Source organism: Methyloferula stellata AR4, assembly GCF_000385335.1.
GTDB lineage: Bacteria > Pseudomonadota > Alphaproteobacteria > Rhizobiales > Beijerinckiaceae > Methyloferula > Methyloferula stellata.
On the sequence record NZ_ARWA01000001.1, the window covers coordinates 1,474,136 to 1,489,453 of the forward strand.

General features: G+C 59.7%; 12 protein-coding genes. 7 read left to right on the forward strand and 5 right to left on the reverse strand.

All coding sequences use genetic code 11. From position 1 onward, the window contains the following. Nucleotides 1-285: 285 nt before the first annotated feature. The 7 genes from kdpF (at nt 286) to A3OQ_RS0107250 (ending at nt 8,934) form a co-directional block, all read left to right on the forward strand. The gene (gene kdpF / locus A3OQ_RS21605; protein WP_020174703.1) at nt 286-375 is read left to right on the forward strand and encodes a K(+)-transporting ATPase subunit F; all 90 of its coding nucleotides are present in this window, start codon (nt 286-288) and stop codon (nt 373-375) included. Between the two features lie 9 nt (nt 376-384). Continuing rightward, complete coding sequence (kdpA, locus tag A3OQ_RS0107225; RefSeq protein ID WP_020174704.1) at nt 385-2,112, forward strand: potassium-transporting ATPase subunit KdpA; 1,728 nt, start codon at nt 385-387, stop codon at nt 2,110-2,112. A 12-nt stretch (nt 2,113-2,124) separates the two neighbouring features. After that, the gene (gene kdpB, locus A3OQ_RS0107230) at nt 2,125-4,233 is read left to right on the forward strand and encodes a potassium-transporting ATPase subunit KdpB (RefSeq protein ID WP_040579925.1); all 2,109 of its coding nucleotides are present in this window, start codon (nt 2,125-2,127) and stop codon (nt 4,231-4,233) included. 73 nt (nt 4,234-4,306) lie between these two features. Next, nucleotides 4,307-4,909 carry a K(+)-transporting ATPase subunit C gene (locus A3OQ_RS0107235; RefSeq protein ID WP_020174706.1) on the forward strand — a complete coding sequence of 201 codons (603 nt, stop codon included), beginning with the start codon at nt 4,307-4,309 and terminating at the stop codon, nt 4,907-4,909. A 45-nt stretch (nt 4,910-4,954) separates the two neighbouring features. Continuing rightward, complete coding sequence (locus A3OQ_RS0107240; protein WP_020174707.1) at nt 4,955-7,678, forward strand: sensor histidine kinase; 2,724 nt, start codon at nt 4,955-4,957, stop codon at nt 7,676-7,678. Beyond that, nucleotides 7,675-8,373 (forward strand): response regulator transcription factor, encoded by a 699-nt coding sequence (locus A3OQ_RS0107245; protein ID WP_020174708.1) that lies wholly within the window; start codon nt 7,675-7,677, stop codon nt 8,371-8,373. Before A3OQ_RS0107240 ends, A3OQ_RS0107245 begins: the two co-directional genes overlap by 4 nt. A gap of 111 nt (nt 8,374-8,484) precedes the next feature. Beyond that, nucleotides 8,485-8,934: a PTS sugar transporter subunit IIA gene (locus A3OQ_RS0107250; protein WP_020174709.1), complete on the forward strand. Its 450-nt coding sequence runs from the start codon at nt 8,485-8,487 to the stop codon at nt 8,932-8,934. 73 nt (nt 8,935-9,007) lie between these two features. Here the strand turns inward: A3OQ_RS0107250 and A3OQ_RS0107255 are convergent, their stop codons facing one another. From A3OQ_RS0107255 to A3OQ_RS0107275, 5 genes are all read right to left on the reverse strand, one after another. Then, a complete protein-coding gene (locus A3OQ_RS0107255) occupies nt 9,008-9,496 on the reverse strand; it encodes an MmcB family DNA repair protein (RefSeq protein ID WP_020174710.1) in 489 nt (162 codons plus the stop codon). Nucleotides 9,497-9,582: 86 nt separating this feature from the next. Then, entirely contained in the window at nt 9,583-11,514 is a 1,932-nt protein-coding gene (gene cysN, locus A3OQ_RS0107260; RefSeq protein ID WP_020174711.1) for a sulfate adenylyltransferase subunit CysN, read from the reverse strand. Beyond that, nucleotides 11,514-12,458 (reverse strand): sulfate adenylyltransferase subunit CysD, encoded by a 945-nt coding sequence (gene cysD, locus A3OQ_RS0107265; protein WP_051116023.1) that lies wholly within the window; start codon nt 12,456-12,458, stop codon nt 11,514-11,516. The genes cysN and cysD overlap by 1 nt, the downstream gene beginning before the upstream one ends. 114 nt (nt 12,459-12,572) lie before the next feature. Beyond that, nucleotides 12,573-12,926 carry a hypothetical protein gene (locus A3OQ_RS0107270; protein ID WP_020174713.1) on the reverse strand — a complete coding sequence of 118 codons (354 nt, stop codon included), beginning with the start codon at nt 12,924-12,926 and terminating at the stop codon, nt 12,573-12,575. Nucleotides 12,927-13,002: 76 nt separating this feature from the next. Next, nucleotides 13,003-15,195, reverse strand: coding sequence for a hypothetical protein (locus tag A3OQ_RS0107275; protein ID WP_020174714.1), 2,193 nt, complete (start codon nt 15,193-15,195; stop codon nt 13,003-13,005). Between the last annotated feature and the right edge of the window lie 123 nt (nt 15,196-15,318).

The following is a 15,318-nucleotide window of genomic DNA, read 5'->3' on the forward strand; positions in this document are numbered from 1 at the left end:
CACTTTACTTTGTAATTGCGTGTCGAAACTAAGGCTCGGCGGCGGCCATTTATATGGCTTTTATATAGGCCGCTGCCGTAAGCAGGATCGAACCTATATGGCTCTTCGCCCATATCACCGGCACGCGCTGTAATGCGCAAACCAGCGGGCGCCGCGCAAGGTTGACGCGGCCCGCACCGATTGTGGATGGACTCCCATGCTCGATCTTCTGTTCATCGTTGTCGCAGTTATCGCCTTTATAGCGACCGCGCTCTATCTCCCCGCCTGTGACGGATGGTGAGCTTCATGATCATCGATTACATCTTGAGTGGCGTCGTCGCGCTCGGCGTCTTTTTCTATCTCGTCTTCGCACTTCTGCGCCCTGAGCGCTTTTAAGGGCTGAACATGACTGTCAGCGGCTGGTTTCAAATCGCGCTTTATGTCTTTGTCATCATCGCGCTGACGAAGCCCTTCGGCTTCTACATGACGCGCGTGTTCAATGGCGAGCGCACGCCTTTGAGCTTCGTGCTGCGACCGCTTGAACGTGGCATCTATTTTGTCTGCGGCGTCGACGAGCGCGAAGAGCAGCCTTGGATCACTTATGGCATCGCGATGCTGACTTTCAGCCTCGCGGGCTTCGTCGTGCTTTATCTGTTGCAGCGCCTGCAGAACGTCTTCCCATTCAATCCTCAGGGCTTTGACGCGGTCTCGCCCGATCTCGCCTTCAATACGTCGGTGAGCTTCGTCACCAATACCAATTGGCAATCCTATGTGCCTGAGCAGACGATGAGCTATCTGACGCAGATGGCCGGGCTGACGGTGCATAATTTCGTCTCGGCCGCGACAGGCATCGCGCTTGCCATCGCGCTGATCCGCGGCTTTGCCCGGCGTTCGGTAAAGACCATCGGCAATTTCTGGGTCGATATGACCCGCTGCGTTCTCTACGTGCTTCTGCCGGTCTCGATCGTGGTCGGGCTCTTCTTTGTCTGGCAGGGTGTACCGCAGAATCTCGACGCCTATACGCAGGTCTCGACGCTTGAGGGCGCCAAGCAGCTGATCGCGCAAGGCCCGGTGGCTTCGCAGGAAGTCATCAAGATGTTCGGCACGAATGGCGGCGGCTTCCTCAACGCCAATTCGGCGCATCCTTTCGAGAACCCCACGGCGCTCACGAATTTCGTGCAGATGATCCTCATCTTCTCGATCGGTGCGGCTTTGACCAATGTGTTCGGCCGCATGGTCGGCAATGAGAAGCAGGGCTGGGTGGTTTTCACGGTCATGGGGCTTTTGTTCCTGGTTGGCACCGCTTCGCTTTATTGGAGCGAAAGCCACGGTAATCCGGCCTTCGCCTCGTTCGGCGTCGATAGCGCCGCCGGTGCGTTGCAGAGCGGCGGCAATATGGAAGGCAAGGAGGTTCGCTTCGGCATCGCCAATTCGGCGCTCTTTGCGACCATCACCACGGACGCCTCTTGCGGCGCCGTCAACACCATGCACGACAGCTTGCTGCCTTTGGGCGGCATGGTGCCCATGATCAACATCATGCTTGGCGAGATCATTTTCGGCGGCGTTGGCTCAGGTCTTTACGGTATGCTGCTCTTTGCCATCGTCGCGGTCTTCGTCGCCGGCCTGATGGTTGGCCGCACGCCGGAATATCTCGGCAAGAAGATCGAGGCCAAGGAAGTCAAAATGGCGATGCTCGCCATTCTGGTCCTCCCTTTGTCGATGCTGGGCTTCACCGCCGTCGCCGTCGTTGTTGCGCCGGGGCTCGCCGGTCTTGCCAATGCGGGTCCGCACGGATTCAGCGAGGCGCTCTACGCCTATGTGTCGGCGACCGGCAATAATGGCAGCGCCTTCGCGGGGCTCTCCGCCAATACGCCCTTCTGGAACACGACGCTCGGCCTTGCGATGTGGATCGGCCGTTTTCTTTTCATCGTGCCGATGCTCGCGGTCGCCGGCTCCCTCGCGGCGAAAAAGATCGTTCCCGCATCGGCCGGAACCTTCCCGACCGATGGCGGTCTCTTCGTCGGACTTTTGATCGGCGTGATCCTGATCGTCGGCGGTCTCACCTTCTTCCCGGCTCTGGCGCTTGGACCGATTACGGAACATCTGGCCATGCAGTCCGGCACTCTTTTCTGATCGAGGCATATCATGCGAGCGAGAACCTTTTCGCGCAGCGGTACATCCCTTTGGGATGGAGCGATCCTGATTCCGGCGATCACAGCATCGTTTCGGAAGCTCGACCCGCGCGTTATGATCCGCAATCCGGTCATGTTCGTCGTCGAGGTCGTGGCGGCGCTGACGACGCTGCTCTATCTGCGCGACCTTGCGGGCGGCGGCCATGATCTTTGGTTCACCTTCCAGATCATTCTCTGGCTGTGGTTCACGCTGCTCTTTGCCAATTTCGCTGAGGCCGTTGCCGAAGGCCGCGGCAAGGCGCAAGCAGCGACGCTCCGGCGAGCCCGCACCGAGACCATGGCCAAGCGGCTCGCAGCAGCCGACGAGACGAGCTATACGGAGGTTCCGGCCTCAGAGCTCAAAGAAGGCGATTTCGTCTTCGTCGATGCTGGGAATTTCATTCCGAGCGACGGCGAAGTGATCGAAGGCATAGCCTCCGTCGATGAGTCGGCGATCACCGGCGAATCGGCGCCTGTCATCCGGGAAAGTGGCGGCGACCGCTCGGCCGTCACCGGCGGTACGCGTGTCCTCTCGGACTGGATCAAGGTGCGCATCACAGCGGCGCAAGGCTCGACCTTCCTCGACCGGATGATCGCGCTTGTCGAAGGCGCGCAGCGCCAGAAGACGCCGAACGAAATCGCACTCAATATTCTGCTGGCCGGATTGACGCTAATCTTCGTCTTCGCCGTCGTCACCATTCCGAGTTTTTCCGCCTATGCGGGCGGCAGCGTCTCCGTCATCGTGCTCGTCGCCTTGTTCGTGACGCTCATTCCGACGACGATCGGCGCACTTTTGTCGGCAATCGGCATTGCCGGCATGGACCGGCTCGTGCGTTTCAATGTGCTCGCCATGTCGGGCCGCGCCGTCGAAGCCGCGGGCGACGTCGATACTTTGCTGCTCGACAAGACCGGCACGATCACGCTCGGCAATCGTCAGGCATCCGAATTTCTTCCTGTGAGCGGTGTAAGCGAAGCCGAATTGGCCGATGCCGCGCAGCTGGCCTCGCTTTCGGACGAGACGCCGGAAGGCCGGTCGATCGTCGTGCTGGCCAAGGAAAAATACGGCATTCGTGCGCGGGATATGCACGAGCTCGGCGCGACATTCATTCCGTTCACCGCGCAGACAAGGCTGAGCGGGATCGACACGGACAAGATGGCCATCCGCAAGGGCGCCGTCGACGCGGTGCTCGCCTATGTGAAGGATCTCGCCAATCCTTTGCATGAGGGCGGCGTTCTCGTTGCGACGCGATCGGCGGCCTCGGAATCGGCCATTCGCGAATTAATCGCCAAATCGGATGAAGTCGCCAAATCGGGCGGCACGCCGCTGGCCGTCGCCAAGGATGGGCGCCTGCTCGGCATCATCCACCTCAAAGACATCGTCAAGGGCGGTATCCGCGAGCGCTTCGACGAATTGCGCCGCATGGGCATCAGAACCGTGATGATCACCGGCGACAATCCCTTGACCGCCGCGGCCATCGCGGCCGAAGCGGGGGTCGACGATTTCCTTGCTCAGGCGACGCCCGAGGCCAAGCTGAAGCTCATCCGCGAGGAACAGGCAAAGGGCAAGCTCGTCGCCATGTGCGGCGATGGCACGAACGATGCCCCGGCCTTGGCGCAGGCGGACGTCGGTGTCGCGATGAATACGGGCACGATGGCCGCCCGCGAAGCCGGCAATATGGTCGATCTCGACAGCGATCCGACCAAGCTCATCGAGATCGTCGAGATCGGCAAGCAATTGCTGATGACGCGCGGCGCGCTGACGACCTTTTCGATCGCCAATGATGTCGCGAAATATTTCGCTATCATCCCGGCCATGTTCATTGCCTTCTATCCGCAGTTGGAGGCGTTGAACATCATGCATCTCGGCACGCCGCAAAGCGCGATCCTATCGGCGATCATCTTCAACGCCCTGATCATCGTTGTGCTGATCCCGCTCGCCTTGAAGGGCGTCGCCTATCAGCCGCAAGGTGCTGCCATCATCCTGCGCCGCAATCTTCTGATCTATGGCGTCGGCGGATTGATCGTGCCTTTCGTCGGCATCAAGCTCATCGATCTCGTGGTCAATGCTGCCGGTCTCGCATGATCCCGAAAAGTTGGCTCGACTTTTCGGATGAAGATCATGCGCAAAGATTAGCCTGAAGGCTAAGGAGACAAAAATGTTGAAGCACTTGCGCCCCGCTCTTGCGATGATCGTTCTGATGACGGTCTTGACGGGGCTCGCCTATCCTTTGGCCATGACCGGCGTAGCCGGCGTGCTCTTTCCGCATCAGGCCAAGGGCAGCCTTATCGAACGCGACGGCCAGGTGATCGGCTCGGAATGGATCGGCCAGAATTTTACGAGCGACAAATATTTCCATGGCCGCCCGTCGGCGACGAGCGAACCCGATCCGCAGGATGCGAGCAAGACCGTGCCCGCGCCCTATAATGCCGCCAATTCGTCGGGCTCGAACAATGGCCCGACGTCGCAGGCTTTGGTCGACCGCGTCAAGGCGGATAGCGCGAGTCTCGCCGCGGAAAACCCCGGCGTTCCGGTGCCGGTCGATCTCGTGACGGCCTCGGCGAGCGGGCTTGATCCGGATGTGACGCCGGCAGGCGCTCTGTTCCAGGTGCCGCGTGTCGCCAAAGCGCGGGGATTGAGCGAAGACAAGGTGCGGACGCTCGTGGAGGCGCATATATATGGGCGGTTCCTCGGCATTTTGGGTGAACCTACCGTCAATGTATTGAGGCTCAATCTGGCCTTGGATCGATTGGACCACTAAATAGTACGGGGCGCGCAAGGATGCCGCGCCCGGAGTTCACTGTCTTTGGCAAGACCTGAAAAGCGTGACGTACACGACCGGCGGCCGTCGCCGGACGTTTTGCTGCAGGCTGCGCGCGAGAGCGAACGCGGGCGCCTGAAGGTATTTCTCGGCGCCGCGCCCGGCGTCGGCAAAACCTATGAAATGCTGACGACGGCGCAGGTCAAGCGGCGCGACGGCGTCGATGTCGTCGTCGGAATCGTCGAGACGCATGGCCGCGCCGAAACCGAAGCGCTGCTCGAAGGCCTCGAAATCATCCCGCGCAAGCTTGTCGATTATCGCGGCCGGCAAGTTGCCGAAATGGACATTGACGCGATTTTGGAGCGCAAGCCGCGGCTCGTTCTGGTCGACGAGCTGGCGCATACGAATGCGCCGGAAAGCCGTCATCCGAAGCGCTACCAGGATGTCGAGGAGCTGCTCGAGGCCGGGATCGACGTCTATACCACGCTCAATATCCAGCATCTCGAAAGCCTGAACGATGTCGTCGCCAAGATCACGGGCATTACGGTGCGCGAACGTGTGCCGGATTCAATCCTCGATCGCGCCGACGATATAGAGGTCGTCGATCTCACGCCGGAAGATCTGATCGCGCGCCTGAACGAGGGGAAAATCTATGTTCCCGAGCAAGCACAGCGCGCGGTCAAACATTATTTTTCGCCGGGCAATCTCACGGCTTTGCGCGAATTGGCCTTGCGCCGCACGGCGCAGCGCGTCGATGCGCAAATGGTCGACTATATGCGCCGGCATGCGATCGCCGGTCCTTGGGCTGCGGGCGAGCGTATTCTTGTGGGTCTCGATGGCGCCTGCGATCATCGCGCGCTCGTCAGGCGGGCGAGACGCATGGCCGATCGGCTGCGGGCGCCCTGGGCCGTCATCCATGTCGAGACCGCGAAAAGCGCGCGGGCGAGTGAGAAGGAGCGCGCCCGCGTCGCCGAAGGCCTACGGCTTGCGCAGCGCCTCGGCGCCGAGACTCTGATGGTTCCCGGCGAAGACGTGGCCGAAACCCTCGTCGATTATGCGCAGACGAATAATTTCACCCATATCGTCGTGGCACGTTCGCGCTATGCCGGATGGCGGCGTTTCATTGGCGGGTCGGTTACGCAAAAGCTGATCCGTTCCGCCGGCGAAGCCGATGTTCATATCGTGGCCGATCACGCGGAGGTTCTGCCGCCCGAAAAGCGGGGCTCGGCGCTCAGAGCAAACCGGGAGGCAGCGCGCAGCGACCTCGTCGCTTATTCCGCAAGCATCGCGCTTGTCGGCCTCGCGCTCGCCGCCGCGCTCTTGCTGAAACATGTGCTGGGCGTCTCCAATGTTTCGCTGACCTTTCTGATCGCGATCCTGACGAGCGCCATTGCTTTCGGTCTGTGGGCGTCGCTCTTCGCCTGTCTGCTCAGCGTGCTTGCTTATAATTTTTTTCTGCTGCCGCCGGTCTATACATTCACGATCGCCGATCCGGAAAATGTCGTCTTCCTGTTTTTCTTCGCGGTCGTCGCAGTCATCGTCAGCAATCTCGCGGCGCGCTTGCGCACGCAGGCGATTGCGGCGCGCAAACGTGCGCGGACAACCGAAGATCTTTACCTCTTCAGCCGCAAGCTCGCGGGCGCTGCCGGGCTCGACGATATTTTATGGGCCACGGTGCATCAGATCGCCTTGATGCTGAAGGTGAGGGTCGTCATCCTTCTGCCGGAAGGAGAGGCGCTCGCGGTCAAGGCCGGATTCCCGCCGGAGGATCAACTCGACAAGGCCGATCTTGCCGCCGCGCGATGGTGCTTCGAGCGCAATCAGGCCGCGGGCCGCGGTGCCGATACGCTGCCCGGAGCAAAGCGTCTCTTCATTCCGTTGCGCACCGGGCGCGGCGCCATTGGCGTGATCGGCATCGACAATGATGAGCAGGGCCCGATCCTTTCGCCGATCCAGAGCAGGCTCCTCGATGCGCTGTGCGATCAGTCCGCGCTTGCGATCGAGCGAGTCAATCTCGCGCAAGATATTGAACTCGCGCGTCTCGCAGCCGAGACGGATCGCTTGCGCTCGGCGCTGCTCACCTCGATCTCGCATGATCTGCGCACGCCCTTGGCCTCGATCCTGGGCTCTGCCAGCAGTCTTGCGATACCGGATCAGACCTTCGATGCATCATTGCAAAAGGAGCTGATCGGCACGATCCTTGAAGAGTCCGAGAGGCTGAACCGATTCATCGATAATCTCCTCGATATGACGAGGCTCGAGTCCGGCCCTTTGCGGCCGAAGACGAGCCTGACCGATCTGTCCGATATCATTGGCAGCTCGCTTGAAAGAGCGCATAAGATCCTCGGCAATCATCAGGTGGATATCGACCTTGCGCCGGGGCTTCCCATGCTCGATCTCGATCCGGTGCTGATGGAGCAGGTCCTGTTCAACCTCCTCGACAATGCGTCGAAATATGCGCCGGCTGGATCGTGCATTCAGATCCGCGCACAGCGGAATGAAGACTTCGTCTTTCTGCAAATCCTCGACGAAGGGGATGGCGTGCCGGAAACGGAGCGCGAGCATATTTTCGATAAATTCTACCGCATCCATCGCGCCGACCGTCAGCGTGCGGGCACTGGCCTTGGCCTCGCGATTTGCCGCGGCTTTATCGAAGCCATGCATGGAACGATCGAGGCTGACAATCGCTTCGACCGGAAGGGCGCCGTATTCACCATCAAGCTTCCCGTTCCCGCCGCCAGCGAACCTGCGATGGAGGGCGCAGGATGACTCCTCGCGCGGGCCCGCTTCGTGTGCTGGTCGTCGATGACGAGCCGGCCATCATCCGCTTTCTTCGGGCAGGGCTCGAAACGCAGGGCTATGTCGTCTCCGATGCCAAGGACGGCCGCTCCGCGCTCGAAATGGTACGCCGTAAGGCGACAGACCTCATCGTGCTCGATCTTGGCCTCCCCGATATGGACGGGCTCGACCTCGTCAAAACCGTGCGGGAAGCCGGCGAAACGCTGCCGATCATCATTCTGTCAAGCCGCGGCAATGAAAACTCCAAGGTCGAAGCGCTCGATCTCGGTGCCGACGATTATATCGTCAAGCCTTTCGGGGTCGATGAGCTTTTGGCGCGCATTCGCGCGGCGCAGCGCCACCGCCTTCAACAGGATGGCGAAAAGCCAATCTTCCGCAGCGGCGATCTCAGCATGGATTTTGTGCGGCGCATTGTGACAGTGCGTGGTACCGAGGTGAAGTTCTCGCCGCGCGAATATGATATATTGCGGCTTCTGGCGGCGCATGCCGGCAAGGTGCTGACACATCAGTTCATCTTGCGTGAAGTTTGGGGTAGCGCTGTCGATGTGCAATATTTGCGTATCTATATTCGCGCTCTGCGCCAGAAAATCGAGGCCGATCCCGAGCGTCCAAAACATATCCTGACCGAAACCGGCGTTGGCTACCGCCTGCGTGCCCCTGATTAGCGTTGGATACTCAAATGGAATCGAAGCGGTCTTTTAGATCTTTCATCGCATCGGATTTATCCGAAAACCGCGGCACACTTTTCGGTCCGATGCTCTAACCCAGGCCGATTCATGGATTTTCGTGACCTCATCAAGCCGGAACAAGTCCTCATCGTTCCGCGCGCCAATGATAAAGAGCAATTGCTGCGGGACCTCGCGCAACGCGCGGCTTCCGAGCTGAAGAAGGATGTTGCCGCGATCCTGCAACCTTTGCTGGCGCGCGAAAGCCTGGGATCGACAGGGCTTGGTCAGGGCTTTGCGCTGCCGCATGCCCGCATCGAGGGCATCGACAGTTTTTTTTGTCTTTTCGCCAAGCTGGCGAAGCCTGTGCCTTTCGAGGCGGTCGACGACAAGCCGGTCGATCTCGTCTTTCTTTTATTGATCCCGGCCAATGCCGGTTCGGATCATCTCACCGCTCTGGCTGCGATCTCGCGGCATTTGCGTGATAAGACTTTCATGGAAAACCTGCGAAAAGCGAAGACGCCAGGGGCGCTCTACAGTCTGATCGTGGAACATGTGTGAGGCTTTACGATTCTGTTTTTGACGCGTTTTCTTTACGCGAACCGGTGCCCACTTCGCTCGAAAACGCTCTAGCTCATTCCAGCGGCCCCAGGGTCAAAACATCGGGATCGCTGAGGCCGTGCAGCCTGTGCGCCGCGGCATGGGCGAAGCGCATGAGCATGGCGCGCCGCGTGCCTGACGAAAGCTTATGTTCCGGCGCGTCGCGCAGGATCGTTGCGCCATAGGCATCGGCGACGATGAGGCCGGCATCCTCCGGCATGATCTCGACCGGCACGGTTTCGGGGATCGCGAAATAGAGCCTGTCGCAGAAGAAGCGGTACTCCTGCCATTTCACGTCGGCGCGAAAATCCGCGATCGAGGATTTGATCTCCACAATATGGATCGCGGCATCGTTCGCGAGCGCGACAATGTCGGCGCGCCGCCCGCTGGCGAGCGAGAGTTCCGTCAAGGTAGAAAATTTCATCGCGCGCAAAAGCCGCCTTGTGCCGCGCGCGACGAAAAGCGCCGTCTCCGACTGGCGGCCATCGACAGGGGCTTGCGGCTCGATCAAACGCGGGGGCATGAGCGCATTATATTTTCGCTTTTGACGATCATCCTAATTCAAAATGAGGTGCAGCCCGTCTCCCACGCGGGAAAAGGAGCGTCGGATTAAATGATCCAATCGGCGAAATTATCGAAAAGCTCGATGAAGCCGCGTTCGGCCAATTCGCTGATGATCCGCTTCGCTGCCGCCTCGGCTGTTTCGTGATCGCGGGCAACGATAATATCGGCCGCGTTCGGCGTCTCATAGGGCTGATCGATGCCGGTGAAATTCTTGATCTCGCCGGCGATGGCGCGTTTGTAAAGCCCTTTCGGATCGCGGGCGATGCAATCTTCAAGCGGCGTATCGACGAAAACCTCGATGAATTCTCCGACCTCGACGAGCTCTCGCGCCATTTGCCGGTCCGCCCGGAAGGGTGAGATGAAGGAGCAGAGCACGATCAGGCCAGCCTCGGTCATGAGCTTCGCGACCTCGCCGACGCGCCTGATATTTTCGACGCGGTCGGCTTCGGTAAAGCCCAAATCCTTGTTGAGGCCGTGGCGAATATTATCGCCATCGAGCAGGACCGTATGGAAACCGCGCGCCTGGAGCTGGCTTTCGACCAGATTGGCAATCGTCGATTTGCCGGAGCCTGACAACCCGGTGAACCACAAGATCGCGGGACGCTGATGTTTGATCTGGGCGCGATCGGCCTTGGTGACGTTCAGATCCTGGCGATGAATATTGGTCGCGCGGCGCAGGCCGTGCATCAAAAGGCCGGCGGCGGCCGTCGCATTCGTCGCGCGATCGATGAGGATGAAGGCGCCCGTCGTGGCGTTTTTCTCGTAAGGATCGAAAGCGAGCACGCCGGTCGTTGCGAGATTGCAGACGCCGACCTCGTTCAATCCGAGGCTCTTGGCCGCGAGTTCGTCGAGACTATTGACGTCGAGCCTGTATTTTAATTCGGTGACGACGGCGGGCACCGTGCGGGCGCCGATCTTCATGAGATAGGAGCGGCCCGGATAGAGGCGTTCGTCGCTCATCCAGATGAGATGCGCGGTGAATTGATCGGCGACTTCCGGGCGCCCTTTCGGTGTTGTGATAATGTCGCCGCGTGCGATATCGACCTCGTCTTTCAAGGTCAAAGTCACGGAATCCCCGGCGCTCGCGACATCGAGATCGCCATCCATCGTCACGATGCGTTCGACATACGAAAGGCGTCCCGACGAGGCGATAACGATCTCATCGCCTGGGCGGATCATGCCGCTCGCGATCGTGCCGGAGAAGCCGCGGAAATCGAGATGCGGACGATTGACCCATTGGACCGGCATGCGAAACGGCAGCAAAGCGCGGTCGTCGTCGACATCGATCTCTTCGAGATGCGGCAGCAGCGCCGGGCCTTTATGCCAGGCCGTACGCGCGCTCGGCTCCGAAATATTGTCGCCATGACGTGCGGACATGGGGATCGGCACGACCGTCTTGAAGCCGAGCGGTTCCGCGAATGTCCGGAAGGCCGCAACGATGGCCTCGAAGACGTCTTGCTTGAAATCGACGAGATCGATCTTGTTGACCGCCAAAACCACATGCTTGATGCCGAGCAGCGAGACGATCGTCGCGTGCCTATAGGTTTGCGTCAGCAGGCCCTTGCGGGCATCGACGAGCAGAATCGCAAGATCGGCGTTGGAGGCGCCTGTCGCCATATTGCGCGTATATTGTTCATGGCCGGGCGTATCGGCGACGATGAAGGATCGTCTGGGCGTCGAAAAATAGCGATAGGCGACGTCGATGGTGATGCCTTGTTCGCGCTCGGCCTCAAGGCCGTCCACGAGCAGCGCGAAATCGATATTGTCGCCGTCCGTGCCGTGCTTTTTCGAGTCGCGTTCGAGCGCTGCGAGCTGATCGTCGAAGATCGCCTGCTGTTCGTAGAGCAATCGCCCGATCAAGGTCGACTTGCCGTCATCCACCGAGCCGCAGGTGAGAAAACGCAAGGTTGGGCGCGACACCGGCGCGCCCAGCGTCACGGGTTCGGCATTCCCCGCCACGAAAGCCATCTTGGACATTAAAAATAGCCCTCGCGTTTTTTCTTTTCCATCGAGCCCGATTCGTCATGGTCGATCAAGCGGCCCTCGCGCTCGGAGGAGGTGGAGCTTCGCATCTCGGCGATCATGTCGGCGAGCGTTTCCGCTTCGGATCGGATCGCTCCCGTCAAAGGATAGCAGCCAAGCGTACGGAATCGGATCCGCTCCTGCCGTGGGACCTCGCCGGGTGCTAAAGGCATGCGATCGTCGTCGACCATGAGCAATGCACCATCGCGGGTGACCACCGGCCGTTCCTTGGCGAAATAAAGCGGCACCACCGGAATCTCCTCGGCGGCGATATAATCCCAGACGTCGAGCTCGGTCCAATTGGAGAGCGGAAAGACACGCATCGACTCGCCTGGCTTGATCCGCGTATTGAAGAGCCGCCAGAGTTCCGGCCGTTGATTACGCGGGTCCCAGGCATGAAGGGCAGAGCGATGCGAGAAGATGCGCTCTTTCGCCCGGCTTTTTTCCTCGTCGCGCCGCGCCCCACCGAAGGCCGCGTCGAATTTATATTTATCGAGCGCCTGCCGCAGCCCTTCCGTCTTCATGACTTGCGTATGGACTGAGGAGCCGGAGGCGAAAGGCGAAATGCCGCGCGCGACGCCTTCCTGATTGATATGGACGATCAGGTCCATGCCGACGCGATGCGCGGTTTCGTCGCGAAACGTGATCATCTCGCGAAATTTCCACGTCGTGTCGACATGCAGGAGCGGAAAGGGCGGCTTTCCGGGGTAGAAGGCCTTGAGCGCGAGATGCAGCATCACGCTCGAATCCTTGCCGATCGAATAAAGCATCACCGGCTTTTCGAACTCGGCCGCCACCTCGCGCAAAATGAAGATCGCTTCCGCCTCAAGACGGCGAAGGTGGGACGATAATGGGTGTTTCACACAAAAATCCTGTAGGATAGGATATTTTACAGTCATAATCTACTTATCGACTCTGTGTCACTCCTGCAATCTGCATGCAAATACTTGATTCCTAAGGAAGAGGTTGCTGCAAGCGGGGCCAAGCGTTGCCGTGGCCCCGGATTGCCGGCTTTATTTTTTGGTTTGCTTGGCGATGGCCTGCACATCGGCCTCGAGCGAAGCGACATAGGTTTCGAGAGCCTTCGGGTCCTTCAAGGCTTTGCGAAGTTCGTCCGTCCAGGTCGGCTTGCGGATCGTCATCGTCATGAAAGCGGCGGGCGAATGGGTTTTCTTGATGAGGTGGTCGCTGATCTTCGCCGGAATGGGTTCGAACGCGAGATAGCTGGTGCCGGGATGAGACGCGACAAAAGTCGCGAAGCTCTCGGCGATCTTGCCGTATTTGTCGTCGCGGCAAAGATCGGTGATTTCATCCTCGAAAGCGACCAGCGGCTTTTGCGTCCCCGTCTGTCCGGTTTGAACGTTCATGTGTCATCCTCTTGAGATGTGCAGGAGCCTGTGGCCCCACGACTGGGCTGTGCGCCGGGCCATGCTTTCCAACCTCTTACTTGTCGTTCGGGTTGGTCATCATCGCCGGGTCTTGCATTCTACTGAGCATACCTGAGGGGACGCCAGTAATATCATCCATGACCAGCTGGTTCATGGCGCAGATGAATGAGGTCAAGCGGTAGCCGTCGTGACGGGAAAGCGCGTTGTCGAAGGCGCGCATGTTCCAGAAGGGATCATTGCCCAGCGTGATCGCGGCCGTGCCGCTGAGCGCGAAGCCATGGACGAATTCCGCCGCGGGCCGGCCTTCACCCACCGCGCCGGGGTTGGCTGGTGCGAGGCTCTCACTGTCCCAATAGGCTCCATCCTGGTCCGGCCGATTGGCTCTTGCGCGGATGAGCCAATGGTTTGAGGCCGGACAATTGATCGGCGCGTCGGCAAGCGTCGCATAGGGATGATGTTTCTCGAAACCGGCCTCGTGCAGGCCGAGCAATTCATGCGTCGTGCCGAAAGGCGCGGCCGAGGGGAGCGTATCCGCCAGCAGGCCGTTGGCGGGGCGCGCCGGATCAAGATGGCCGATCGTATGCGATTCCTCGCGCACTGAATTTTGAAACGGGAAGGTTCCGGCAAGCAAAGCAAAGACGCGGGCTGGAAGCGATTTTATCTGCGCCCACCAGCTCGGCTTGGGAAATGACGCGCAGGTCTGGCCGCGCGGCTGATGCCCTTCGATCCGCGCGGCGGTGCGCCCAAGATATTCGGCAGCCGGACGAAAATCGAATTTGAACATCGGGAACAGATCGTGCGTCGCCCAATCGTAATCGACGCCATCGTCGAACATGGCGTCGCTTTTTTCCAGGCGCGCCCTTATCTTTTCGCGAGCCGCTTTATATTTGTCGTCGATCTCGAGGCCGATCCATTCGCAATCGCCTTCGCGTAATCCGCCGACGGGAAAAGCCAGCGCGGCCGTGACGGAAACGACCACCGGCTTTTGCGTCACTGGAAAGAAGCCGTGTTCGCGCGCGACCTCCGCCGCCGAAGTGTTGGCATCGACGTTAAAGGCGGTGCGGTTCCAGACTTCGCGCTGCACGGCCGTCCATTTCGCCGCCTCGGACGCCGGATTGATCAAAACCACAAGATCGCCGAGGACAGGCGGCAAGGTTGCGCCGAACTGATGACGGCGCACCGCCTTGACGAGATCGTCCTTGAGCCCGGTGGCGAGCAAATTGCCGCCGAGACTATGGCCGAACACGATCATCTTATTATGACGCGGCGGGTTGTCATTGGATGTCAGCACGTCTTCCAATGTCCGAAGCGCCGAGATCGCTGCCGGCGCGACCTGTTCGCTGACCGGCTTGCGATCGAAAAGGGTTGCGCCGGCCGATAGATTTCCGGCGAATCCCCCGATCGCCGTGCCAAACAGGTTCTTCAGCCCTTTTTCATCGACGCGCGCCCCGCGCCAGCCGATGTAAATGGCGGTGACGTTCATATCGCAATAGGTTGGTTGGATGGGGCAGCGCTCGGCGAGAAAGCGGGCCGCATGAGCCGCGTAAAGCCGCAAGTCTGCGACGTTTTGATTGCCGATATGGGCATCGTTGCGCCAGCCGTGAATGAACACGATGACATAATGCGATCCCGTCGCGAGAAACTTTTTCAATACGTCGAGCTGCGTGATGATCGGCCTGACGGCGGATGCCGTCATATGTTTCTCATGCATCTCGGATTCCATGCTTTGCTGGAGCATGGCGCTCGACATTGGCTTATCGCCATGCGCGTCCGCCGAGACGAGGGCGTAGGGCTCGCCATCCTCCTGAAACTCGAGAAAGCCGAGATTATAGTCGAGCGATTTGCCCCCAGGTGTAGTCGCGGGGACGATGTGGCGCTGCAAGGAACATCGCAAAGCCGTGGCCCATTTGGGGCTGCTCGCCGCGACTTCCGCTTCGTCGTTGCTAGGGTCGATCCAGCCGTCATCGTCGCTGATCTCGGCTCCCTGCAATTTCTCGCGGCCGGTTTCGGCGAGAACCGTCCATCCCTTTGCCAAGCCCTCCGCGCAGATGGGGAGGCTCGGATCGAGATTGCGATAGGCCTGATCTTTCGGTGTGGAGAGGACGACGTAATTGACGAATAAAACAGCCAGGAAAATGAGAACCACTGTAAAAATGAGCGCCATCAATACGCGAACGACGCCTGCGTAGGTGCGCCAAATCCTCGACAAGACCGTGTGCCGCGGGCGTGGTTCGACACTTGCTGCCATGTTATGCGCTCCACCGTTGTTTCTTTTTATCCAATTCTATGAAAAATTGCAGTGCTTTCTGGGTTCGTCATCAAACAGTCGGACTCCGGAAAGACAGTCTTTTGTAAAGGTCCCGCGTTGAAG